This is a genomic window from Ruminococcus flavefaciens MA2007 (genome assembly GCF_000621845.1).
GTDB lineage: Bacteria > Bacillota > Clostridia > Oscillospirales > Ruminococcaceae > Ruminococcus > Ruminococcus flavefaciens_E.
In genome coordinates this window covers 126,460-149,621 of the sequence record NZ_JHXF01000008.1, presented here as the reverse complement: position 1 = coordinate 149,621, position 23,162 = coordinate 126,460, and the positions used below count along the sequence as shown (strand labels likewise).

The 23,162-nt window shown below is 48.5% G+C and carries 21 protein-coding genes, 1 tRNA gene, 1 pseudogene and 1 other annotated feature; of the genes and pseudogenes, 9 read left to right on the top strand and 14 right to left on the bottom strand.

All coding sequences use genetic code 11. The annotated features are described in order from the left end of the window. Positions 1–66 precede the first annotated feature (66 nt). From T497_RS15870 to aroC, 3 genes and pseudogenes are all read right to left on the bottom strand, one after another. Positions 67–599 (bottom strand): annotated as a pseudogene (locus tag T497_RS15870) (GrpB family protein). A gap of 10 nt (positions 600–609) precedes the next feature. Further along, entirely contained in the window at positions 610–1,137 is a 528-nt protein-coding gene (locus T497_RS0104965; RefSeq protein ID WP_028514669.1) for a hypothetical protein, read from the bottom strand. 94 nt (positions 1,138–1,231) lie between these two features. After that, a complete protein-coding gene (gene aroC / locus T497_RS0104960) occupies positions 1,232–2,329 on the bottom strand; it encodes a chorismate synthase (protein ID WP_028514668.1) in 1,098 nt (365 codons plus the stop codon). 226 nt (positions 2,330–2,555) lie between these two features. On the opposite strand from aroC, the gene glgB reads away from it, so the two are divergent. From glgB to T497_RS15865, 3 genes are all read left to right on the top strand, one after another. Beyond that, positions 2,556–4,346, top strand: a complete 1,791-nt coding sequence (gene glgB / locus T497_RS0104955) for a 1,4-alpha-glucan branching protein GlgB (protein ID WP_028514667.1) — start codon at positions 2,556–2,558, stop codon at positions 4,344–4,346. Positions 4,347–4,620: 274 nt separating this feature from the next. Next, positions 4,621–4,709: transfer RNA gene (locus T497_RS0104950), tRNA-Ser, on the top strand. Positions 4,710–4,774: 65 nt separating this feature from the next. Next, positions 4,775–5,101: a hypothetical protein gene (locus T497_RS15865; protein ID WP_155266845.1), complete on the top strand. Its 327-nt coding sequence runs from the start codon at positions 4,775–4,777 to the stop codon at positions 5,099–5,101. An 8-nt stretch (positions 5,102–5,109) separates the two neighbouring features. On the opposite strand, the gene T497_RS17385 is transcribed toward T497_RS15865, so the two are convergent. After that, positions 5,110–6,519: a tyrosine-type recombinase/integrase gene (locus T497_RS17385; protein ID WP_155266844.1), complete on the bottom strand. Its 1,410-nt coding sequence runs from the start codon at positions 6,517–6,519 to the stop codon at positions 5,110–5,112. A gap of 121 nt (positions 6,520–6,640) precedes the next feature. Here T497_RS17385 and T497_RS0104930 point away from each other — a divergent pair, with 121 nt between their 5' ends. Continuing rightward, complete coding sequence (locus T497_RS0104930; RefSeq protein WP_028514666.1) at positions 6,641–7,255, top strand: DUF6088 family protein; 615 nt, start codon at positions 6,641–6,643, stop codon at positions 7,253–7,255. Then, a complete protein-coding gene (locus tag T497_RS0104925) occupies positions 7,245–8,156 on the top strand; it encodes a nucleotidyl transferase AbiEii/AbiGii toxin family protein (protein WP_028514665.1) in 912 nt (303 codons plus the stop codon). Before T497_RS0104930 ends, T497_RS0104925 begins: the two co-directional genes overlap by 11 nt. Positions 8,157–8,293: 137 nt before the next feature. Here T497_RS0104925 and T497_RS17380 read toward each other — a convergent pair whose 3' ends face one another. Next, complete coding sequence (locus T497_RS17380; RefSeq protein ID WP_028514664.1) at positions 8,294–8,788, bottom strand: hypothetical protein; 495 nt, start codon at positions 8,786–8,788, stop codon at positions 8,294–8,296. Continuing rightward, a complete protein-coding gene (locus T497_RS0104915) occupies positions 8,781–9,038 on the bottom strand; it encodes a helix-turn-helix domain-containing protein (RefSeq protein ID WP_028514663.1) in 258 nt (85 codons plus the stop codon). The genes T497_RS17380 and T497_RS0104915 overlap by 8 nt, the downstream gene beginning before the upstream one ends. 546 nt (positions 9,039–9,584) lie before the next feature. Between T497_RS0104915 and T497_RS0104910 the strand changes: the two genes are divergently transcribed. The 3 genes from T497_RS0104910 to sigE all read left to right on the top strand — a co-directional run bounded on the left by T497_RS0104910 (position 9,585) and on the right by sigE (position 13,077). Then, entirely contained in the window at positions 9,585–11,306 is a 1,722-nt protein-coding gene (locus T497_RS0104910; protein ID WP_028514662.1) for a DEAD/DEAH box helicase, read from the top strand. Positions 11,307–11,544: 238 nt separating this feature from the next. After that, positions 11,545–12,360, top strand: coding sequence for a sigma-E processing peptidase SpoIIGA (locus tag T497_RS0104900; RefSeq protein WP_028514661.1), 816 nt, complete (start codon positions 11,545–11,547; stop codon positions 12,358–12,360). 18 nt (positions 12,361–12,378) lie between these two features. Beyond that, positions 12,379–13,077 (top strand): RNA polymerase sporulation sigma factor SigE, encoded by a 699-nt coding sequence (sigE, locus tag T497_RS0104895; protein ID WP_028514660.1) that lies wholly within the window; start codon positions 12,379–12,381, stop codon positions 13,075–13,077. Position 13,078: 1 nt separating this feature from the next. Here sigE and T497_RS0104890 read toward each other — a convergent pair whose 3' ends face one another. From T497_RS0104890 to trpE, 8 genes are all read right to left on the bottom strand, one after another. Continuing rightward, positions 13,079–13,669 carry a phosphoribosylanthranilate isomerase gene (locus tag T497_RS0104890; protein ID WP_028514659.1) on the bottom strand — a complete coding sequence of 197 codons (591 nt, stop codon included), beginning with the start codon at positions 13,667–13,669 and terminating at the stop codon, positions 13,079–13,081. A gap of 1 nt (position 13,670) precedes the next feature. Beyond that, positions 13,671–14,447, bottom strand: a complete 777-nt coding sequence (gene trpC, locus T497_RS0104885; RefSeq protein WP_028514658.1) for an indole-3-glycerol phosphate synthase TrpC — start codon at positions 14,445–14,447, stop codon at positions 13,671–13,673. Between the two features lie 8 nt (positions 14,448–14,455). Continuing rightward, on the bottom strand, positions 14,456–15,475 hold the full coding sequence (gene trpD / locus T497_RS0104880) for an anthranilate phosphoribosyltransferase (RefSeq protein ID WP_028514657.1): 1,020 nt from the start codon (positions 15,473–15,475) through the stop codon (positions 14,456–14,458). A gap of 288 nt (positions 15,476–15,763) precedes the next feature. After that, the gene (gene trpA / locus T497_RS0104875) at positions 15,764–16,540 is read right to left on the bottom strand and encodes a tryptophan synthase subunit alpha (RefSeq protein WP_028514656.1); all 777 of its coding nucleotides are present in this window, start codon (positions 16,538–16,540) and stop codon (positions 15,764–15,766) included. Next, the gene (gene trpB, locus T497_RS0104870; RefSeq protein ID WP_028514655.1) at positions 16,533–17,723 is read right to left on the bottom strand and encodes a tryptophan synthase subunit beta; all 1,191 of its coding nucleotides are present in this window, start codon (positions 17,721–17,723) and stop codon (positions 16,533–16,535) included. The genes trpA and trpB overlap by 8 nt, the downstream gene beginning before the upstream one ends. An 18-nt stretch (positions 17,724–17,741) precedes the next feature. Continuing rightward, positions 17,742–18,524: a class I SAM-dependent methyltransferase gene (locus tag T497_RS0104865; protein ID WP_051530532.1), complete on the bottom strand. Its 783-nt coding sequence runs from the start codon at positions 18,522–18,524 to the stop codon at positions 17,742–17,744. A 65-nt stretch (positions 18,525–18,589) separates the two neighbouring features. Further along, positions 18,590–19,162, bottom strand: coding sequence for an anthranilate synthase component II (locus T497_RS0104860; protein ID WP_028514653.1), 573 nt, complete (start codon positions 19,160–19,162; stop codon positions 18,590–18,592). Next, on the bottom strand, positions 19,159–20,625 hold the full coding sequence (gene trpE, locus T497_RS0104855) for an anthranilate synthase component I (RefSeq protein ID WP_028514652.1): 1,467 nt from the start codon (positions 20,623–20,625) through the stop codon (positions 19,159–19,161). The genes T497_RS0104860 and trpE overlap by 4 nt, the downstream gene beginning before the upstream one ends. 62 nt (positions 20,626–20,687) lie before the next feature. After that, positions 20,688–20,952, bottom strand: a binding site (T-box leader). A 250-nt stretch (positions 20,953–21,202) separates the two neighbouring features. Here trpE and T497_RS0104845 point away from each other — a divergent pair. Next, positions 21,203–23,038, top strand: coding sequence for a cellulase family glycosylhydrolase (locus tag T497_RS0104845; RefSeq protein WP_028514650.1), 1,836 nt, complete (start codon positions 21,203–21,205; stop codon positions 23,036–23,038). The last annotated feature ends 124 nt before the right edge of the window (positions 23,039–23,162 follow it).

Sequence of the window (23,162 nt, the reverse complement as noted above, 5' to 3'; positions counted from 1 at the left end):
GAAGCGGAGCTTTCTTAATATCAGCATTCTTATCAAATGCAGTACAGCGTTCATTGCAGATGTATATTATGATTTGCAGCGCCAATCGTGGGCTTTTTTCAGTATTTCAGCTATAAGTCCGCTTTTCAGTTCCGTGTATCTGTTCCTGTCGTCGGGATACTGCCTTGCAAGTTTTTCTTTCAGCTTTGAGTACGCCTGCGCCTCCTCGTTGTGGCAGTTAAGGTAATCGCGCATATTTATGTAGTTGTTCCACGCTTCGGAGTCATAGATGACCGTGTGGATATGGTGAGTTCTGGAATCCTCATCTCCGCAGACAAAGAGATACTGTTGTGGGACGTCCTGTCCGCGGAAGATGAAGCCATTTTTTCAAGTATTTCATTCTTCTCAAGAATATCACTGAAATAGCGAACTCCCACAGCTATGTCGATTATTGGCTTTGCGCAGATATTTCTGACAGATGTGCTGCCGATATGCTGTATATCCACAGCGGTGTCCCCGAGTATTTCACGAAGCTGCGCTATAGTCTGCTGTGCAGCAACTTCCCATTGCCGGTCATGGGGCTCAACTGCTACTGCGACGCGGCGAAGTCCGAGTTTCATATTATTCTCCTTATGCATTTTGTCTGCGTTGGGACAGCTTGGCTAAGAAAAGCTCAATATCCTCTGCAAAGATACCGTAGGGATTTTCCTCGTACACCTCGAAGTGACCGTACCCCGGATCGTTCCATTCGATCTCGCCTGTATCATTATTGAATAACAGCAGTATCTCTCCCACACTTGCGTCTATTGAGCCTATACGAGCGCGGCGCCCCATATCATAGCCCCCTGTCCATTCCGTAAAGACTGAAAGAATGGCGTTTTCGCAGTTATCCAATGTTTGCAGAGGGTACAGATAGAAATAAAGCTCACCTGCAAGGAGCTCCGTCCATGTGGAATACTCAGCGTTTGGCGGAGGAGCAAAATGCGATTCTTCGAGGAAGTATCTGCCCTCGATATTTTGCTGCTGACCGCAAAGTACTCTTGAATAGAAGCTTTTCAGTCCCTCATGCAGTGTAAATCCGAGAGCTGTTTCTGCAAGCTCCCAGTCGATTCGGAGAGTTCCGCCTGCTGTGTTTGCAAAATCCTCAAATGTTATCATAAAGCTGCTCCTTTGCTGCGAAGTGTATTTCATGTTATTCTTCTGATATTAAAATGTGTCGGCAGATGCCGACACATTAATTATTCATTACGCATTATGAATTAGCTGCAAGCCAGTCTGTGCCGAAGCGCTGTGAAAGCTGGTCGCAGAGCACAAGTGCGGTTATGCTGTCCGCAACTACTCTTGCGCGGTGAACGATAGCAGGATCGTGACGTCCCTTTATCTGCAATGTGGTGTTGTCCATAGTGCGCATATCTATGGTCTGCTGCTCCTTGTAAATTGACGGAGTAGGCTTTATGGCAGTTCTGAAAAGTATGGGCAGACCTGTGGTTATGCCGCCGAGGATGCCGCCGTTATTGTTGGTAGGAGCAGTGAGAGCTCCACCTTCTGTTCTGAAGCTGTCGTTGCACTGGCTTCCGCGCATATCAGCAGCTGCAAAGCCTGCGCCGAATTCGACTCCCTTGACCGCAGGGATACCGAAAAGTGCATGAGAGAGAACGCTCTCGATAGTGTCGAACCACGGCTCGCCAACGCCTGCCGGAACTCCCGTAACGATAGTTTCAAGGCGTCCGCCAACGCTGTCGCCCTCTTCCTTTGCGGCTGTTATGGCAGCCTGCATAGCCTGTGCCTTTTCGTCGTCAAGCACTGCGAACTCCATAGTATTGAGCCTGTCGATATCTGCGTTTATATCCTCGAATGAGCGGTCAAAAACTCCGCCGCAGGACAGGATATGAGTCGCTATCTTTATGCCCTTTTTGCGGAGAGCGCTTATTGCTACAGCTCCTGCTGCAACAACGCCTGCGGTTATCCTGCCCGAGAAGTGCCCGCCGCCGCGGAAATCCTGAAAGCCGTGGTACTTCATCTGCGCTGAGTAATCAGCGTGTCCGGGACGAGCCTTGTAGGCGAGCTCACCGTAATCCTTGCTTCGTGTGTCCTCGTTCTCTATAATAAATGTTATGGGCGTACCTGTTGTCCTGCCGTTGAAGACTCCGCTGACTATCCTTACCTTGTCGCCCTCGCGGCGTGGTGTGGAAAGAGCTCCCACAGACTGGCGGAGCTTCATCTGCTGTGCGATGAACTCCTCGTCGACCTCTATGCCTGAAGCTAAGCCGTCAAGTACAGCTCCGATAGCTGTGCCGTGGCTCTCGCCGAAAACTGTTATTGAAACGCTTGAACCAAAGGTGTTTTTCATGCTTTTCATCTCCCTGAAACGTGTAAAATTCCTCTTAAATTATACCACTAAGCCGAGAAAGTGTCAACACGGCATTTCAACGATTTGCAGGCGCAAAGCGGTAAAGTTAATAGTTATTTTGTATAGCTTCGGCAACTGCTTTTTGGTCAATTCTACAGCATTGACTTTGCCCGTATATCGTGATATAATCAACAAAAAGGGGTATCTGACTTTTGGAGTTGATAGTATGGACATAAGAAAATTTTATGAGGGTAATGAGTTTGAAGCCTATGAGTATCTCGGCGCTCACGTAAGCAACGAGGGAACGGTGTTCCGCACCTATGCGCCCAATGCGTCAAAGGTGTCGGTAATAGGCGATTTCAGCGAGTGGGAGGATATCCCCATGAAGCCTGTCGAGGACGAGCGGTTCTATGAGCTCTGCGTTCCCGAGGCGGAAGAGGGTATGCGGTACAAGTACCGTATCTACGACAAAAAAGGCAATTTCATCGACCACTGCGATCCCTACGGCTTCGGTATGGAGCTTCGTCCCGGAACTTGCTCGGTGATACGGGATATCACAGGCTTTGAGTTCAGCGATAAGGAATGGCTGACCAAGCGCTCGGTATGCCTTGACAGAGCGCTGAATATCTATGAAGTCCACCTCGGTTCGTGGAAAAGGCGCTCCGACGAGGACGAGGAGGGCTGGTTCGGCTACAACGAAATAGCAGAAGAACTTATCGACTATGTCTGCGAAATGGGATATAACTATATCGAGCTCATGCCCCTCAGCGAACACCCCTGCGACGAATCTTGGGGCTATCAGAGTACGGGATTTTTCGCTCCTACCGCACGATACGGTACTCCCAAGGAGCTTATGGAGCTGGTGGATAAATGCCATGAAAAAGGCATCGGCGTTATCGTGGATTTCGTGCCTGTTCACTTCGCCGTTGATCACTACGGGCTCACTGAATACGACGGAACTAAGCTCTATGAATACCCCAGCGACGATATCGGCTATAACGAATGGGGAAGCCGCAATTTCAACCACTCCAAGGGCGAAGTGCGTTCTTTTATCCAGTCTGCGGCGAATTACTGGCTCAGCGTTTATCACTTCGACGGTCTGCGCATGGACGCAGTACGCAATATGATATACTGGAACGGTGATGAGCGCCGCGGCGAGAACAAGAATGCTATCCAGTTCCTCAAATCCATGAACAGCGGTCTTAAAGCAAGGCACGATACGGCTATCATAGCTGCCGAGGACTCCTCGTCATATCCGAGAGTGACGGCTCCCGTGTTTGCAGGCGGTCTGGGCTTCGATTACAAGTGGGACCTTGGCTGGATGCACGATACGCTGGAGTACTTTCAGAGCGCTCCTATGTACCGTTCAAGAGATTACCACAAGCTGACTTTTTCAATGCTGTATTTCTACAACGAGCGGTTCATCATGCCACTGTCTCACGACGAGGTTGTTCACGGTAAGGCTACTGTGGCGCAGAAAATGAACGGTCAGTATCAGGAGAAGTTTCCACAGGCAAGGGCTCTTTACATGTACATGATAGCTCACCCGGGCAAGAAGCTGAACTTCATGGGCAGCGAGTTTGCGCAGCTCCGCGAGTGGGACGAAAAGCGGCAGCAGGACTGGGATATGCTGAAATATCCGCTCCACGATTCCTTCCGTGAGTACATAAAGAAGCTGAATGCGATATATCTGGAGCACAGTGCGCTCCATTATGACTATGACGTTACAAATTTCGAGTGGTCGGACTGCAATGCCATTGAGCGGTGCGTTTATGCTATACGCAGGAAGTCCGCTGACGGCGATGTACTGGCAGTTTTTAACTTTTCCGACTGGTTTCAGGCTGGTTATTCGGTCCGTATCGGCGAGGAGTACAAGGCGGAGCTTCTGATAGATTCCGACGACCAGCTCTACAGCGGCACTACGCCCCACGGCAATACTAAGTTTTTCTGCGAAAATGGCAGGCTGAGCATGGATATTCCGCCGTTCAGCGGAAGAATGTTCCTTCTTACGAAATAATGCAAAGAGCAGGGAAGTTCCTCTGCTCTTTTTGTTATAATATTATTTTTTTACAATTCCCTTGATTTTGCTCAGTCAGTGTGATATAATATTATAGTGATTTTATGCAGTGGTATCGAAGTGGTCATAACGGACATGACTCGAAACATAGTCGTTTCTGAGCGTGCCGCACTTTGATTTATCCCTTTTCTGCGTGGTTTCGGCGGTGTTCGCAGTTGCGTTTGCAATTGGCTTTCTCGCAGTTTTCTCGCAGTTTTATAGTTAAATTAAATACGCAGTGGTATCGAAGTGGTCATAACGGACATGACTCGAAATCATGATGCCCCTTGAGGGACGTGGGTTCGAATCCCACCCACTGCGCCAAGTTTTATGTATGAGCCCCTGAACAAAGCAGTTCAGGGGCTCATATGCTATCTGAGGTGAACGTAATGAAATACGAATTGAATTTCTTTTTTGAATGGGGAGCAGATTGTGCCAGTATATGGTGTAAAAATCAGAAATCATTTGATAAATTTGGTGCCGGACCTATATCATTTGATAATCTCGGACTCTCTGATTCTTTAAAATCACTTTTATTAGAGTTAGGTGAGGAGTATCAGACCGCTTTAGATTGGGACACTCCTCAAAACCCTTCTCCTTGGAATAATGAGCATAAAGATTCTTTTAAAGTCCGTTCTAAAATTGCCTATCAAAAATTGGTAGAAGAATTAGGAGAAGATTATATCGTTAATTACTGCGTAGAGGTTTATGATTGACCTTATTCTCATATTGCCAACGCTTTAGCTATCGCCTCGGCACTCAGCTTCTTGCTTTCGCTGTCCACATGGCTGTACACGTTGCTGGTCGTACCTATGTCGCTGTGACCAAGCCACTCCTGTATCAGCTTCATCTGCACTCCGTTTGCAAGGAGCAAGCTGGCACAACTGTGCCGCAGGTCATGGAATCGTATCTTCCGCAGACCGTTCTTGCGGAGCACTATGGGGAAGTGATCTGACACATAGTTGGGACGTATCAGCTCTCCCAAAGCGTCTACGCAGATATAGTCCTCGTACTTCTTGCAGTAGCCTCTGCCGAATGCCTTCTTCATCTCTGCCTGATGCTCACGCTCGGCGATGAGTGCCTGCTCGACTACGGGTATCAGCGGAAGCGTTCTGTACGACGACTTTGTTTTCATAACATCGTAGTCTGCAACTCCGTCCTCGTCCTGAAGGACCTTGTGCTTGATGCTTATGGTCTTGCCTACAAAATCCACCGCCGACCATTTAAGTCCGATTACCTCGCTTCGGCGAAGTCCGTAATATGCAGCTATAACGATTACTATGTGCAGCGGATCGTTCTTTGAGCAGTCGATGAGCTGCTTTATTTCCTCAGCGTTATAGTAGTTCCCGATGAACTGCACCGACTTTGGGCGGTCAGCCTGATCTACGGGATTTGTCGGAATGATACGACGCTTCATTGCAGATTTGAATGCAAGGTGCAGGAGCGAATGGTGCCGCTGACAGCTTGTGCCTTTCAGACCTTTGGCTCTGAGGTAAGCGTAGTACTCGTTTATCTCGTCGCCGGTTATCTCCTTCTTCTGCTGATCACGGCGCTGCTCCTGACGCAGGAATTCTTCTATCTCTCTTGATGCTTCGGATAACTCTCTCGCTTTCTGATCGGCAGCCCTGTATTCAGCATTTTTCTGTGAACGCTGGGCGGTAAGGACTTCGATTTTCTTTTCGAGATTCTCAGCGGTCGGGGTATGCCCGTTCGTATACCATTTCAATATTTCTTGTGTAAGATCATAGTATTCCTGAAGGGAACCGCTGTGATCTTTTTTATATTTTTCCTTTTTCCGACCTTCAAGTGCCTTGAATTCCTCATGGTATGGTCTGACCTCACGAAGTTTTTTGATCAGCTCTACTTTCTCCTCACACTCCCTGATTTCTTTAGCAAGGCTGTTAAGCTCCTGTACAAATTTTACCCTTTCACTGAATGCGGAAACTGCGGCACTTTTCGCCTCATCTGCGGTCACGCCGTACTTGGTCAGAATATTCAGTGCCTTGCTTGTGAGCTTCATATTCTCACGGTCGATAGCATCACGGATAAACTTGTTTTCTTCTGCCTTTCGAGTGATAACCTTGATTTTTGCTCTCGGCACATATACCATCACTATGATCGATTTGCGTTCCAAACTTTGAGCTTTTCCGCCAATACTAAGAAACACTTAGATTAAATTTCAAAAATATATTCCTATTGACTTGTAGAGTCGAATATGGTATAATGAATTCAGTACAACATGGGAGGTGCTGAATATGCTGTATGATTATCTTCTTGAAACGTTTGGTAAGAATGAACCGATATTCCTTTCGGATATTCGTTATAAGGATTACTCTGATATCTGGCTCAAAAAAGAGCTTGCCAAGCTCTGTGACAGCGGCCAGATCATTCGCTACGAAAGAGGTATCTACTATATCCCTATCAAAACACCGTTTGGAAACAGTATTCTGAATCCAAACAGGATCATTGAGCGAAAGTATTTATCCGAAAAAGGAAAGCGAATCGGGTTTTACACCGGAATTACTGCATTGCAACAGGCAGGTCTTTCTACGCAGATGCCGAATATTCCAGAAATCCAAACAAACAACGAAAATTCAAAGCTCCGCAGAGTTAAAATTGGAAATCAGGAAGTTATTTTGCGAAAGGCAAGAGTTACAATAGATAATGACAATATATTCGTTTTGCAGTTCCTTGAAATGATGAACAGCACCTCATCGGGCTATTTTGACGATGAAAGAAAAGCTGTCATCAAAAACTGGATCAGAAAATGTAATATTTCTCAGGAACTTGTTACAAAATATGCGCCGTTTTTTCCTGACAAGGCTTTGCGAAATCTCATAGAAAGCGGAGTGATCTATTATGTTGCATAACAAAAAGGATACCTTTGAGCAGCTTGTCCTGCGAACCTCTGAATATCTCGAAGTCAAGGCAGAGATAGTTGAGAAGGACTATTTTGTAACGCTTTTTCTGAAAAGAATCGCCGCTGTTATGCCGGATATTGTTTTCAAAGGCGGCACGTCATTGTCAAAGTGCTATCATATTATAAAGCGTTTTTCCGAGGATATTGACCTTAATTTACAGTCCGAAATAAAACCGCCTGAACGAAAAAGAAGGCAGCTCAAAGCAAATATAATCCAAATAATCAATGATTTAGAGTTTGAGCTTACCAACCCTGATGCAGTCAAAAGCCGACGTGACTATAACCGTTATATTATCGACTATCCCACGTCACTATCAGCTGCTTACCTGAAGGAACAGCTTATCGTCGAAACTGCTATATATCAAAGAGCTTATCCAACGAAGGTAATGTCAGCAGACAGCCTGATCTATCAATATCTTCACGAAAACGGTTATGGTGATTTTATTAAGCAATATGATTTAGAGCCTTTTACGCTTAATGTTCAGACCGCTGAACGTACAATGATCGACAAAATGTATGCTCTGGCGGATTACTATCTGCTGAATACCACTACTGAGCATTCAAGGCACATCTACGATATTTACAAGCTGTCTGAGATTGTAACGGTAGATGATACGCTGAAAGAGCTTGCATTATCTGTCGCTGAAGAGCGCAGACCACATAAGATGTGCCTTTCAGTTCAGAACGGTAAAAATGTGACCGAGATCCTCCGAGAGGTCATTGATAAGAAAACCTATAAAGAGGATTACGATACAATAACAGTCCCTTTGCTGTTTGAAGCTGTTTCATATAATACGGCGGTTTCAGCATTGGAGAACATCCTTCAAAACGGTATATTTGACAAGGTTTGAATTTGACAATGGAAATTGAAAGATATGAAGAATGTTAGTCGCTCGACCGACCAAGTTAGCGACCAAGTTACCGACTAAGATCACAACACTTGCAGACTGACAAAAAGAAACGCTCAGGGACTTCCTGAGCGTTTGAATTATATGAGTTTCCTAAGCAGTTCCTGGTGCTTATCGACCTTATTCACGATGTTGTATCCGTCACCGCAGTAGAAGTCGATGAGCCATTCGCGGCAGGTTATTAGTCCTGTCTGCACTATTACCGAGCGGAGACTGCCTTTCACTATCCAGCGGTCCACAGCATTTGGAGTGTAGCCTGTTATGGCTGACACCTCTGTGATAGTCAGCACATCAGGCACATCGAACCACACATCGTTCAGCTGTTCTCGGAAGCACTCTGGTGGTCGCTGCGGCTGAACCCTTTCTGCTGTGTTCTCAGTCCGTATTATATATTCGATAACGTCATCGAGATTCACAGCGTATCGGCGAGTTTTCTGGCAGCTGTCAATGCAGGGAATAGCACCGCTTTGAAGGAGCCACGCACACTTCCGCTTGCTGATATGGAGTATCTTTCGCAGCTGTTCTCCTGATATCACTTCGGGGAACTCATCGTACAGGTAGCTGTAATCACTCATTCTTGCCGCCTCGCTTTATCGAACGTGCAGGCTCGTCATCGCAGTGCTCGAGCAGGTAGTCGATGAGGTCGTCCTTGCTCAGTATGTATCCGCCCTGATACACAAAGGAGCGAAGCTCGCCGCTGTGTATTAGCTCGTAGACTCTGTTCTTTCCAAGCGGAGACCACCTGGCTGCTTTTATCGGTGATAATATCTCGGGACATCTTCTGAGCATCCGCTCTAATTCCTTACGTTTTTCTTCCTTGTTCATGGTCACTTTTTCCTTTCATTTTTTCACTTTAGTCGGCTGAATTTCTCGCAGTTTTCTCGCAGTTTTCTCGCAAATTTCCGAATTCTCGCAGAAAAGTGCTCAAAATCAGGGAAAAACGGCATTTTTTTAAGACGATAAGTGACCAAATGGGAAGTTTTATAATTTGCTCGAAATCATGATGCCCCTTGAGGGACGTGGGTTCGAATCCCACCCACTGCGCTCAGCGGGGAGCCCCCGCAGGCATATTCGCGTCTCAGTAAAACTGGGGCGCGATTTGTTTTTCGCGCATGAAACAATTTATAAATCGTAACATATACATTAATGCAGAGCCTGTGCGCCCAACTACGTTGGTGCTCGCAGGCTCGCTTTCTTTTTACAGACGGTTTACTCTTACGATACTGCGATTTTTTATTACATAAGAACTGCTTACGCTCAAAATGCTCTTTTTTTCGTCTCATCATTCACCTTTTACACTTGACCTTTTCACGTTTTTGTGCTATTATAAAGAGTATTGTAATTAATGAGTGAAGAAAGAAAGGTAACAAAATGCATTTTAATGAACTGAATTTATCGCAGGAGCTTCTCCGTGCCGTTGACGAGCTGGGATATACGGAGATGACAGAGATACAGCAGCAGAGTATCCCCCTGCTTCTTGAGGGACGCGACGTTGTGGGACGCTCCAACACAGGTACTGGAAAGACAGCCGCTTTCGGCATACCTGCCGTGGAGAGCATAACCGAAGCCGACCACAGGTGCGCAGTTGTGCTTATCCTCTGCCCCACCCGTGAGCTTGCTATGCAGGCAGCCGAGGAAATTCGCAAATTCGCCAAATTCAAGGAGGGCGTAAAGACCTCCGCAGTATACGGCGGCGCAAGCATGGAAAAACAGATACACGAGCTGAAGCGCGGAGCAAGTATAATCATAGGAACTCCCGGACGTGTCATGGACCATATCCGCAGGAGGACACTGAAGCTTGAAAATATCCGCACAGTCATTCTCGACGAGGCTGACGAAATGCTGAACATGGGCTTCCGCGAGGACATCGAGTCAATACTTGCAGACGTTCCCGAGGACAGACAGACCGTTCTCTTTTCAGCAACAATGCCCAAGGAGATAATGGCTCTCACCGAGAAATATCAGCATGATCCCGTACATATCAAGATAAAGTCCGCACAGAAAACAGTGGAGCTCATAGAGCAGTTCTACTTTGAGGTAGCTATGGGACGCAAGACCGACGCTTTAAAGCTCCTCCTTGCGGCATACAAACCAGCCTCCGCAATGGTTTTCTGCAACACCAAGGTCATGGTAGACCAGCTCACTGAGGAGCTCGTCAAAAGCGGCTTCCATGCAGCAGGACTTCACGGCGACATGAAGCAGATACAGCGTACACAGGTAATGAACAGCTTCAAGAACAAGGCTGCTGAGATACTTGTTGCTACTGATGTAGCCGCCCGCGGTATCGACGTCAGCGGAGTTGACGCTGTATTCAACTACGACCTGCCCCAGGACAACGAATACTACATTCACCGTATCGGCAGAACAGGACGCGCAGGCAGAACAGGTACGGCTTACACACTTATCAGCGGCAGACGTCAGCTTTTTGACCTCCGCGCTATCGAGAAGTACACCCACGCAGAGATACGGGAAATGCCCATCCCCGAGAAATCCGATATCATCGCCATGAAAAAGGAGTCCATGATAAAGGAGATAACCGAAGCTCAGGCAGGACACAACGCATACGATATCCTTGACAGGCTGGCTTCACAGGGCATAGACTACCGCGAAGCCGCCGCAAGAGTTCTCGAAAAGCAGCTCCGCGCCGAGACAGAAGCGCTGCCCGACTTTGAGAGCGCAAGACCTCTGAAAAAGGGCAGGAACAGCGGTGCAAAGACGGTCAAGATAGTGATAAACGTCGGAAGGAACCGCCGCATAGCTCCAAACTTTATCCTCGGAGCCCTTGTTGACGCAACAGGCATGACAGGCAGGGACTTCGGCAAGATAGATATCTTCGACGAGCACACCACTGTAGAAGTCCCCGAGACAGAGTGCGAGTACATCATCGACAGTACGGACTCCATGAAGATAAACGGCAACAAGGTAGAGGTAAAGCTCTACAAGGGCGGAGACTTAGGCGTCCGCAGGAACCGCCGTCCCGACGACAAGCCGAGATTTGACCGTAAAAAGACGGCATACGGAAACAAGAAAAAATCGGAGCTCTACTCCGACTACATACCCAACCGCAAAAAGCGCATGAAGAAAAGACACTGAGAGGTGATATAAATGAGCAAAAGCACAGGACCGAAAAAATCCACAGCAATGAGGATACTGATACTTGTAATGGCTGGTATCATGATACTTGGTGCAGCAGCACTTCCGTTTTTAAGATAAGTTAAAAAGTAATGGCAGAAGCTTCGATGAAGCTTCTGCCTTTTTGTTTTCAGCGCACTGACACACTTTGACATATTTCGCAGCCTGTCTGCATTATAATACTATCGGGAGGTGTTATGTGGAGACTATATATATCGACGTACTCATAGTGCTGAATATCTATGTGAATTACTTCCTGCTGCGTATAACCGCAGGTCTCACCCACTCGCCCCTGCGGACAGGGCGCTGCATATGGGGAGCTGTCTGGGGCAGCATATTCTCCCTGACCATACTCCTCCCTGATATGGGAGCAATGCTGCCCCTGCTGATAAAGCTTGCGGCGGCAGTGAGCATAGTCATTATTTCATTCGGCATAAGAGGCAAAAAGCGGCTGTTTCTGAACACTTCCGCCTTTTTCGCCGCAAATTTCGTCCTTGCAGGCACAGTTTACGGAGTCTATTCCCTGCTGAAGCCAAAATTCATGCACTTCCGCAACGGGAGCTTCTACATAGATTTTTCGCTGCTTATCCTTATAATGGCCACCGCCGCCCTGTACTTCGCACTGCGGCTGATACGGCTTATAGCGGACAAAGCTCCTGTGGGCAGCTATCGGGTATATGTCCGCGCAGGCAAGAAGATACTGAACCTCAGCGGACTTGCGGACACGGGGAATATCCTTGTGGACTATTTCACAGGCTCGCCTGTGATAATCTGCTCCGAGGAGAGCTTTTCGGAGCTCACAGGCAGGGAGCTGGACATATCACTGCTGCCCAAAGGATTCCGACTGCTCCCCTGCACTGCTGTCTCGGGCAGCGGACTAATCCCTGTGTTCCGCCCCGACGAGGTGCTGATATGCAGCGGTGACAGCGGAGAGCGCAAGGCAGTGGACGCACTTATAGGCTTCGGAGAATGCGGCGGAAAGGCGGTATTCAACCCTAAGCTGCTGAAAATATAGCAAAGAAGGAGAAAAACAATGAACATCATCGAAAGAGTAAAGGCATTCCTGAAAAAGCATTTCACAGGAGAGATATTCTACGTAAACGGCTCGGACACCCTGCCGCCTCCCCTGACGAGAGAGGAGGAAACGGAGGTTTTCGCGCGGCTCTCTGCCCGTGATCCCGAGGCGCGTAATATCCTCATAGAGCATAATCTCCGACTTGTGGTGTACATAGCCAAGAAGTTCGAGTCAACGGGCATAGGCATAGAGGACCTTGTATCTATCGGAACTATCGGGCTTATCAAGGCTGTGAACACCTTCTGTCCAACAAAAAATATCAAGCTGGCTACATATGCTTCAAGATGTATCGAGAACGAGATACTCATGTTCCTGCGTAAGTCCTCACAGTACCGCAACGACCTGTCCATAGACGAGCCGCTGAATATCGACTACGACGGCAACGAGCTGCTCCTGTCGGACATACTCGGCACTGACGATGACATAGTAAACAAGGGTATCGAGACCGAAGCCGAGCGTGAGATACTGCGCAATGCAGTTTCGGAGCTCTGTGACCGTGAGCGCGAGATAATGGAAATGCGCTTCGGACTTATCGACGGAAAAGAAAAGACGCAGAAAGAGGTAGCCGACAGCATTGGCATATCGCAGTCCTACATTTCGCGTCTTGAAAAGAAAATCATAAAAAAGCTCCGTATAAAGATAGAGAGCGTGTCCTGATTCAGCGGACAGCCTCCGCAAAGGCTCTCATTTTGGTGAAATCCTTGAAGCCGTCGGTCTCAAGGCAGGAGCTTGCGTCCACCGCAAAGGGACTCAGCATTTTCACAGCCTCGCCTACATTTTCGGCGGTAAGTCCGCCTGCAAGGAAGTAATCCCTGCCCACATTTTTAATAAGCGACCAGTCGAAGGTCTCTCCCGAGCCGCTTCCCGAATCGAGAAGCACATAATCCGCGCAGGTATTTCTTGCGGCGGCGATATCGGCTTCACAGCTGACCTTGAAAGCCCTTATCACAGGTATGCCGCGGCTTTTGAGCTCAGCAACATAGTCCTCGGATTCGTTTCCGTGGAGCTGTGCCATTCTGATAGTACCGCTCTCTACTAGAGCGATGACATTTTCAATAGGTTCGTCAACAAATACTCCCACGGGAGTTATCTCTGTGCTGAGAAGCTTGGTGAGCTTCTCAGCCGTTTCGGGCGCTGCATAGCGCCTGCTTTTTTTTGCAAATACATAGCCGATATACTCGGGCAGAAGCATATTTGCATACTCGATATCCTCAGCGCGGCGCAGTCCGCACATTTTTATCTTAGCCATATTATCCTTTCAGCTCCGCAAGCTTTGCCTTTTTATCAGCGGCACGCATGAGAGTCTCGCCGATAAGCACAGCGTTCACACCTGCCTGACGGAGAAGCCTTATATCCTCTGCGGACTGAACGCCGCTTTCGGATACGAAGCTCACATCTGCGGGAGCTTGCTCCCGCAGGCGGCGGCTGTTGCCTGTATCAACGGAAAAATCCTTTAAATTACGGTTGTTCACGCCAATAATGCGTGCTCCTGCGGCAACAGCCGCCCGAAGCTCCGCTTCGTCGTGAGCTTCGACCAGAGCAGAAAGTCCCAGCTGGTCACAAATGCCGATATATTCGCTTATCTGCTGCTGTGAAAGAATGGAGCAGATAAGGAGAACAGCCTTGGCGCCGAGGAGCTTTGCCTCGTATATCATGTACTCATCAACAGTGAAGTCCTTGCGTATGCAGGGAATACTTACATTTGAAGCTATCTCACGGAGATACTCGTCACTGCCGAGGAACCATTTCGGCTCGGTGAGTACGGATATGCAGTCAGCACCTGCCGCCTCGTAGTCCTTAGCTATCTGTAAGTAGGGAAAGTCCTCAGCAATTATGCCCTTTGACGGCGAAGCCTTTTTGCACTCGCATATAAAAGCGATGTCGTCCTTTTTCAGCGCTTTTTCAAACTCAAAACCGCACTTCGGCAGTGCCAGTGCAAGGCGCTTTACCTCGTCAAGGGAGAGTTTTTTCTTAGCCTCAGCCACACGCTCACGGGCATGGTCTGCAAGCTTATCGAGAATAGTCATACTGCACCTCAGTTCTGAGACTCAGCGATGAACTTATCCATAGCTGCAAGAGCAGCGCCGCTGTCAATGAGCTCGGCAGCCTTCTTAACGCCCTCAGCTATATTCTCAGCCTTGCCGCCGATGTAGATAGCAGCACCTGCGTTGAGCAGAACTGCATTGCGCTTGTGTCCCTTTATGCTGCCGTCGAGGATACCGCGTGTGATAGCTGCATTCTCCTCGGGAGTACCGCCCTTGAGGTCGTCCTTTGTGCAGCGCTCGAAGCCGAACTGCTCAGGAGTTATCTCGTAATTCTTCATCCAGCCGTCCTTGTACTCGCATACAGCGGTAGGAGCGCTGAGAGATATCTCGTCCAGCTTATCCTTGCCGAAAACTACCATACCGTTCTTTGAGCCAAGCTTCATGAGAACTTCTGCAACAGGCTCAAGGAGAACGCTGTCGTAAACGCCGAGAAGATGATGATTCGGGCAGGCAGGGTTTGTAAGTGGTCCGAGGATATTGAATACTGTTCTGAAGCCCAGCTCCCTGCGGATAGGACCAACATATTTCATGGAAGTATGATACTTCTGAGCAAAGAAGAAGCAGAAGCCCACGTTTTCAAGGAGCTGTCTGCACTTTTCAGGCTCAAGGTCGATGTTAGCGCCAAGTGCTTCGAGACAGTCGGCAGTTCCCGAAAGCGAAGAAGCTGCGCGGTTTCCGTGCTTTGATACCTTGATACCTGCCGCTGCGATAACGAAAGCGGAAGTAGTTGAAATATTGAAGCTGTGAGCGTTATCGCCGCCTGTGCCTACGATCTCCAGCAAGTCCATATCGTTCTCGAACTTGATAGCCGCGTCACGCATAGCAGCAGCGCAGCCTGTTATCTCGTCGATAGTCTCAGCCTTTGTGCTCTTAGTGGAAAGTGCGGAGAGAAAAGCCGCATTCTGAGTAGGAGTAGTCTCTCCTGCCATGATCTCTGAAATTACCTTATATGCCTCATCATATGTAAGATCCTGCTTGTCAACGATCTTAGCGATTGCTTCTTTTATCATTTTAAGCTCCTCCATTTTTATTTTTAAATCTACCAAATAACTTGATGAACCCATGAATGGGATTCCAAAGGGACTATGTTCCTTTGGCTGAGTCCAGAGGCAGCGCCTCTGGTGGGGTGTGGGGCAAAGCCCCACAGTTACGAAGGCGCTCCGAAAGGGGTGAATCGAAAAACAATCCAGTGAATTGTTTTTCGAGAGGGGACGCCCTGCAAGTGAGGGCGTCCCCTTATCGGGCGGATAATATCCGCCCCTACAGCGGAACACTGCCCTCAGAGTCCCCTACAAACATTATGCTTTAGAAACGGCTTCTTTCATTTCCTTAACGTACTCGCCAACGTATGGCGCTGCGTCTTTTCCGTACTTTTCAAGTATCTTGATGATTGCCGAACCAACGATAGCTCCGTCTGACAGTTCAGCCATTGCCTTAGCCTGCTCGGGCTTTGAGATACCGAAGCCTACTGCGCAGGGCACATTGGTATTCTCACGGATGACCTTTACGATATCGCCGATATTGGTGTTTATCTCGCTTCTCACACCTGTAACTCCAAGGCTTGATACGATATAGATGAAGCCCTCGGCTTCCTTTGCTATCATTGCGATACGATTCTCAGATGTGGGAGCTATCAGGGATATGAGGTCAACTCCGTACTGCTTTGCAACTGCGGAGAACTCCTCCTTTTCCTCAAAGGGAAGGTCTGGAAGTATGATACCGTCAACTCCTGTCTCGCAGCAGCGAGCCATGAATCTCTCAGCGTCGTAGGAGTAAACAACATTTGCATAGGTCATAAATACGAAAGGTATCTTGACGTCTCTGCGGAGCTCCTTTACCAGCTCGAAAACCTTGTCTGTGGTGACTCCACCTGCAAGTGCGCGGATATTAGCCCCCTGTATAACAGGACCTTCCGCAGTCGGATCTGAGAAAGGTATTCCAAGCTCGATAAGGTCTGCGCCGTTCTCGGCAGCCGCACGAACTACCTTTGCAGTAGTCTCAAGATCGGGATCACCGCAGGTTATAAATGGTATGAAAGCCTTGCCGTTTGCAAAGGCTGATCTTATATTACTCATAGATATCCTCCCCTCTGTAACGGGCAATTGCAGCGCAGTCCTTGTCGCCGCGTCCCGAAACTGTAACGATTATTATCTTGTCCTTGTCCATAGTAGGAGCAAGCTTCATAGCGTAAGCAATTGCGTGAGCCGACTCGATAGCAGGGATAATGCCCTCGGTGCGTGAAAGATACTCGAAAGCGTTTACTGCTTCGTCATCTGTAACAGGCACATACTCAGCTCTGCCGATATCGTGGAGATGTGCGTGCTCGGGACCTACACCGGGATAGTCAAGACCTGCTGAGATAGAATAAACAGGAGCTATCTGACCGTACTCGTCCTGACAGAAGTAGGACTTCATACCGTGGAAGATACCTATTCTTCCTGTATTCACTGTAGCGGCAGTCTCAAAGGTGTCGATACCTCTGCCTGCTGCTTCACAGCCTATAAGACGTACTCCCTCGTCGGGGATAAAGTGATAGAAGCTTCCGATAGCGTTTGAGCCTCCGCCTACACAGGCGATAACTGCGTCGGGAAGTCTGCCCTCTGCTTCAAGTATCTGGGCTCTTGCCTCACGGGAGATAACAGCCTGAAAATCACGGACTATAGTGGGGAACGGGTGTGGTCCCATAACAGAACCGAGACAGTAATGTGTATCTGAAATACGTGAAGTCCACTCGCGCATAGCCTCGGAAACAGCGTCCTTGAGAGTAGCCGTACCGCTCTTTACGGGGATAACGTCAGCGCCGAGGAGCTTCATACGATAAACGTTGAGAGCCTGACGCTTAGTGTCCTCCTCGCCCATGAAAACTACGCACTCCATATCGAGGAGAGCCGCCGCTGTTGCAGTAGCAACGCCGTGCTGACCTGCTCCTGTTTCAGCGATAAGACGAGTCTTGCCCATTTTCTTTGCAAGGAGAGCCTGACCGAGAACGTTGTTTATCTTATGTGAACCCGTATGGTTGAGATCCTCGCGCTTGAGGTATATCTTAGCTCCGCCAAGCTCTCTTGTGAGCTTATCTGCGCGGTACAGCAGAGAAGGTCTGCCTGCATAGTTATTGAGGAGCTCTGTGAGCTCGCGGTTGAACTCGGGATCGTTTTTATAATGGTCGTAAGCCTGTTCAAGCTCGATGACCGCATTCATAAGCGTTTCAGGGATATACTGTCCGCCGTGAACGCCGAATCTTCCTTTTGACTGTGACATGATATCTTTCCTTTCGGTTTATATTTTACGCAGGATATCCAGCGTATGATTTGAAGCACCTGTCAAGTCCTGTCTTTCACAGGTAGCGAAGTGGTACTCCATGAATTTTTCAAATGTAAAATCGTCCATGCTGTCGATACATTCGCTGATGTAATTTGCCGCTCCGTCAGCCGCTATGAGCTTTATCCTTTCCACGGGGAACTCGGAATTCAAAGAAGCTATATCCTCTGTTCTCACCAGCTGAAAGAGCTCCTTTGGCTCGCTTTTGCAGTGCCAGTCATCGGTGAGCATATGATTATCAAGGACTTTTTGCAGGTTGCCGTGAAGAAAGGCGTGCTGTATAACAGCGGCTTCGTTCATGCAGTAGGCAACGAGTATATGTCCGCCCTTTTTGGTGACTCTCACCGCCTCGGACAATGCCTTCAGCATATCCTCACGGGTGAAAAGATGATACATCGGACCAAGCGCCAGAGTCATATCGAAGCTGTTATCTGTAAACATTGACAGGTCAAGAGCATTGCCCTGTATCGCTGTAAGCTTTTCACTGCCGTCAAGCTTTGCCCTCAGCTTATTGAGATTACTTTCAACAAGCTCCACAGCGGTGACATTATGTCCCTCACGGGCAAGAGCTATGCTGTAGCGCCCCGTGCCTGCACCCACTTCAAGGATATGGATCTGCTTTGCTCCGCCGAGGAAGTCGTGAATGTACTTCATGGTAGTCAGGTACTCCACCTGACCGTGACGTGAGAGCAAACGCCCGTCCTCGTCAAAGACGCTGTAAAATTCCTCAAGGTAGTTCATAGTCTCACCACCATTCATATGTTTAACGGACGGGACACCGAGGGCGGCGTCCCCTACACTACTCACTACTTACTAAGCTTGATAAAGTTTTTCAGCATGATATGTCCGTCGGGAGTCATTATTGACTCGGGGTGGAACTGCACGCCGAATATGGGGTAATCCTTATGCTGGACTGCCATTATCTCGCCGTCGTCGGCAACAGCAGTTACCTTGAAGCAGTCGGGAATGGTATCGGCTTTTGCCGCAAGGGAGTGATATCTCGCTACGGGAGCTCCCTCGTCAATGCCCCTGAACAGCGGACTGTCGTTCATGAAGCTTATAACTGACTGTTTGCCGTGCATGAGTTCCTTTGCGTATGTTACCTCAGCACCGTAAGCCGCACATATTGCCTGATGACCGAGACAAACGCCGAGGGTAGGTATCTTCTGACACACTGTCTTAGCCGCTTCGATGATTACGCCTGCGTCCTCGGGACGTCCGGGACCAGGTGAAAGGATTATCCTGTCGGGAGCAAGCTTCTCTATCTCGGAAACTGTCATCTCGTCATTGCGTATGACCTTGATATCGGGCTCTATAGCGCCTATCATCTGATAAAGATTGTACGAAAAGCTGTCATAATTATCTATGAGAAGAATCATAAGTCTCCCTCCTCTGCCATTTTAAGCGCATTCACAACAGCCGCAGCCTTGTTTATGCACTCCTGATATTCCTTTTCTGGAACCGAGTCTGCAACGATTCCTGCGCCGCTTCTGACGAAGACCTTGCCGTTCTTCTTGTAGGCAATGCGGATAGCGATACAGGTATCGAGGTTTCCAGTGAAGTCGATGTATCCGATAGCGCCGCCGTAGATGCCGCGCTTGTTGTTTTCGAGCTCTGCAATGAGCTGACAAGCTCTTATCTTGGGAGCTCCCGAAAGCGTACCCGCAGGGAGCACAGCGCTTACTGCGTCAAGTCCGTCGAACTCCTCCCGTATCTCGCCGCGCACTGTCGAACCGATATGCATAACGTGGGAGTAGCGCTCGATACTGTGGAGCTTTTCAACTTCAACACTGCCGAACTTGCTTATCTTACCTAAGTCGTTTCTGCCAAGGTCTACCAGCATATTATGCTCTGCAAGCTCCTTTTCGTCGCGGAGAAGTCCCTCCTCAAGCTCCTTGTCCTCCTTTTCCGTCTTTCCTCTCGGACGTGTGCCAGCCAGCGGGAAAGTATGGAGAACGCCGTTTTCAAGCTTTACCAGCGTTTCTGGAGAAGCTCCTGCTATCTCCACGTCCGTGCCTGAGAAATAGAACATATAAGGCGACGGGTTGATAGTTCTGAGAACACGGTATGTATTGAGGAGACTGCCCTCAAAGCCTGCGCTGAGGCGGTTCGAGAGAACTATCTGGAAGATATCTCCCTCGTGGATATGTCCCTTTGCCTTTTCGACCATTTCGCAGTACTCTTCCTTGCTGAAAAGCGCCGTAACATCGGTAGTGAGCTTGCCTGCCTGCTCCTTTACGGGAGCGCCGTTCCTGAGAAGCTCCGCCATCTGCATAAGCTCCATCTTAGCCTTGTTGTAGCCTGCCTCGCCCTCTTCAAGTCTCATATTCGCAATGAGTATGAGCTTCTGGCGGAAGTTGTCGAATGCGATGACCTTATCGAAAAGCATCAGGTCTACGTCCTTGAAGCTCTCGGTGTCGTTCACGCCGATACGGAGCGACTTCTCGGTATAAGAGAGGAAATCATAGGAAAAGTAGCCTGCGAGACCTCCCGTAAATGTGGGGAGATAATCGAACTTGGGACTTCTGTATTTTGAAAGTATCTGTCTTATCTGTATCGAGGGATCGTCAGTGGTTATCTTGACGTCGCCGATAGTCATTTCGCTTCCCACAGCTGTTATCTGCATTTTCGGATCATAGCCGAGGAATGTGTATCTTCCCCACTTTTCCTTTTCTGCAACCGACTCAAGCATATAGCAGTGAGTGGAAACGTTTTTGAGTTTCATGATAGCTTCGATAGGAGTACAGATATCCGACAGTATCTCACAGCTAACGGGGACGATGTCGTATTTTCCGCTTTCGGCTATCCTGCCGATTGTTTCAAGATCGGGCATAAAATTCATAAAAAAGCACCTCCGTCGGTCTGCAGGACAACAAAAAAGTCCCTGACAGACCATATTAGTCTGTCAAGGACGAATATACTTATCCGCGGTACCACCTTGATTCACAGCAAAGCTGTGCACTTAACAGGATACTGTCATATCCCTGATGATTAACGCACATCCTAACGTTGCAGAATACTCTGACCGCCTCTAATAGAATGTCATCTCCGCGATCATTTGACTGCACCCTCAGCGGTCCATTTGCTAACCTGTTTTTCGCCCCATTCTCAGCACCATGGGCTCTCTGTGCAAGCATAATTAGCTTTATCTCCGCGTCATCGGTTTGATTTTTTTCATTATAGCACTGTAAAATCGACTTGTCAAGTAGGTTATAATTATTTTTATTTTTTAACTTTAATTAACAACACATTTCATTTTATGCATAAACAGCTGTAAAATGCGCTTTTCCTATTGACTTTTTTAGGCTGAAATGCTACAATATAACTGATTATAGTATACTGGATAATTGTATACTATGCTCCGCAGAAAAAACTATAAATCACATCTGCGGAGAAAATATCGAGAGGGGTAATCAAACATGAAAAAGCTAACACGTACTGCTTCAGCGCTTATCTGCGCTGCCGCACTGACCATTACGGGAGCAGCACCTTCCTTTGGTCAGACAAACGACCTGACAGCACAGGCTGTTGACACAAACAACGACGACTGGCTCCATGCAGAGGGCAGCCGCCTTTACGACATGAACGGCAACGAGGTATGGCTCACAGGTGCCAACTGGTTCGGCTTCAACTGCAACGAAGCCTGCCCACACTACCTCTGGAGCGCCGACGCTGACGACTGTCTCACAGAGATAGCAGACCGCGGCATCAACATTATCCGCTTCCCTATCTCCACAGAGCTCATCGTCTCATGGATGAAAGGCAAGCCCAATCCGGTAAACAGCTTCTCATGCAACACAGATCCTGCATTCACTATCAATCCTGATTTCTGTGCTGAAGACGGCAAGACTCCCGTTGACAGTATGCAGGTCTTCGACATCATGATGAAGAAGTGCAAGGAGCACGGCATCAAGGCATTCATAGATATCCACAGCCCGCACACCGACAACTCGGGACATAACTACAATCTCTGGTACGGCAAGGCAGGAGTTACCACAGACGTATGGATAGACTCTCTGGTATGGCTTGCCGACAAGTACAAGGACGATGATACACTTATCGGCTACGACCTCAAGAACGAGCCTCACGGCAAGGGACAGGAGGGCGAAGCAGCTGCCAAGTGGGACGGCTCAAAGGACGAGAACAACTGGGCTTATGCGGCTACACGCTGCGCAGAGGCTATCCTTGATGTAAACCCTCACGCTCTTATCCTCGTTGAAGGCGTTGAGCAGTCAATGAGTGGCGCTATGGCAGGCGACTACTGGGGTATGCCCGACAGAAGAGACAACTCCCCTTACATCGGCGCATGGTGGGGCGGAAACTTCCGCGGCGCAAGAGAATACCCAATCAAGCCAAAGCAGGGTACTTCACAGATAGTATATTCACCTCATGACTACGGCCCGTCAGTATATGCTCAGACATGGTTCGACAAGGACTTTTCGGAAAAGACTCTCCTTGACGACTACTGGTACGATACATGGGCATACATAAACGCAGAGAATATCGGTCCCGAGCTCATCGGCGAGTGGGGCGGTCATATGGACGGCAAGGAGAACCAGAAGTGGATGACTCTCCTCCGCGACTACATGATAAAGCACCACATCAACCACACCTTCTGGTGTCTCAACACCAACTCAGGCGATACAGGCGGACTCTGGGACGACCTTGGATTCCAGGCAGGAAAGGGCACCACTATCAAGTGGAACGAGCCTAAGTACGAGCTCTTTGAGAAGGCTCTCTGGCAGACCAAGAGCGGCAAGTACATCGGTCTCGACCATCAGGTAGCTCTCGGCAAGAACGGTATCTCACTGAACGACTTCTACACAAACTACGCTAAGTCAGAGGGAAGCAACCTTGACGGCGGAAAGACATCAGACGGCAAGGCAGTAAATGCTGATCCTTCAAAGACCACAACTTCTACAACAAAGCCTGTAGTTACTACAACTACTACATCAGACTCAACAACATCGACTTCAAGCACAACAACAACTGTTACAACAACTCCCGAGGTCAGTAATCGCACTTTCGGGGATTCTAACTGCGACGGTGCAGTTGATATGTCAGACGTTGTTCTCATAATGCAGTCTCTTGCCAATCCGAATAAATACGGTATCAGCGGCAGCGACGAAAAGCATATGACCGAGGAAGGTCAGAAGAACGCAGACGTTATCGGCAACAACGGCGTTACTACAGACGACGCATTAGCTATTCAGCTCTATCTGCTGGGAAAATACACAAAGCTCCCCGTTGAGTGACAAACCAAGCATTTGCCTGCGCAGCTTTCAGGGTGCTGCGCAGCAAAAATAAATACATGAGAGGGAAATAAAATGAACAAAATTCTACGCTCAGTGGCAGCTGTTGCTGCCGCAGCAGCACTGA

Excerpts from the sequence above, each read along its gene's own strand:
- T497_RS0104915 (WP_028514663.1), bottom strand. The coding sequence starts at position 9,038 with ATGAACAAGGAAGAAAAACGTAAGGAATTAGAGCGGATGCTCAGAAGA.
- aroC (WP_028514668.1), bottom strand. The coding sequence starts at position 2,329 with ATGAAAAACACCTTTGGTTCAAGCGTTTCAATAACAGTTTTCGGCGAG.
- trpD (WP_028514657.1), bottom strand. The coding sequence starts at position 15,475 with ATGATAAAAGAAGCAATCGCTAAGATCGTTGACAAGCAGGATCTTACA.
- glgB (WP_028514667.1), top strand. The coding sequence starts at position 2,556 with ATGGACATAAGAAAATTTTATGAGGGTAATGAGTTTGAAGCCTATGAG.
- T497_RS0104845 (WP_028514650.1), top strand. The coding sequence starts at position 21,203 with ATGAAAAAGCTAACACGTACTGCTTCAGCGCTTATCTGCGCTGCCGCA.
- sigE (WP_028514660.1), top strand. The coding sequence starts at position 12,379 with ATGAACATCATCGAAAGAGTAAAGGCATTCCTGAAAAAGCATTTCACA.
- T497_RS0104910 (WP_028514662.1), top strand. The coding sequence starts at position 9,585 with ATGCATTTTAATGAACTGAATTTATCGCAGGAGCTTCTCCGTGCCGTT.
- T497_RS0104930 (WP_028514666.1), top strand. The coding sequence starts at position 6,641 with ATGCTGTATGATTATCTTCTTGAAACGTTTGGTAAGAATGAACCGATA.
- T497_RS0104925 (WP_028514665.1), top strand. The coding sequence starts at position 7,245 with ATGTTGCATAACAAAAAGGATACCTTTGAGCAGCTTGTCCTGCGAACC.
- trpE (WP_028514652.1), bottom strand. The coding sequence starts at position 20,625 with ATGAATTTTATGCCCGATCTTGAAACAATCGGCAGGATAGCCGAAAGC.
- trpC (WP_028514658.1), bottom strand. The coding sequence starts at position 14,447 with ATGACTATTCTCGATAAGCTTGCAGACCATGCCCGTGAGCGTGTGGCT.
- T497_RS0104965 (WP_028514669.1), bottom strand. The coding sequence starts at position 1,137 with ATGATAACATTTGAGGATTTTGCAAACACAGCAGGCGGAACTCTCCGA.
- T497_RS0104890 (WP_028514659.1), bottom strand. The coding sequence starts at position 13,669 with ATGGCTAAGATAAAAATGTGCGGACTGCGCCGCGCTGAGGATATCGAG.
- trpB (WP_028514655.1), bottom strand. The coding sequence starts at position 17,723 with ATGTCACAGTCAAAAGGAAGATTCGGCGTTCACGGCGGACAGTATATC.
- T497_RS15865 (WP_155266845.1), top strand. The coding sequence starts at position 4,775 with ATGAAATACGAATTGAATTTCTTTTTTGAATGGGGAGCAGATTGTGCC.
- T497_RS0104865 (WP_051530532.1), bottom strand. The coding sequence starts at position 18,524 with ATGAACTACCTTGAGGAATTTTACAGCGTCTTTGACGAGGACGGGCGT.
- T497_RS17380 (WP_028514664.1), bottom strand. The coding sequence starts at position 8,788 with ATGAGTGATTACAGCTACCTGTACGATGAGTTCCCCGAAGTGATATCA.
- T497_RS0104860 (WP_028514653.1), bottom strand. The coding sequence starts at position 19,162 with ATGATTCTTCTCATAGATAATTATGACAGCTTTTCGTACAATCTTTAT.
- trpA (WP_028514656.1), bottom strand. The coding sequence starts at position 16,540 with ATGAGTAATATAAGATCAGCCTTTGCAAACGGCAAGGCTTTCATACCA.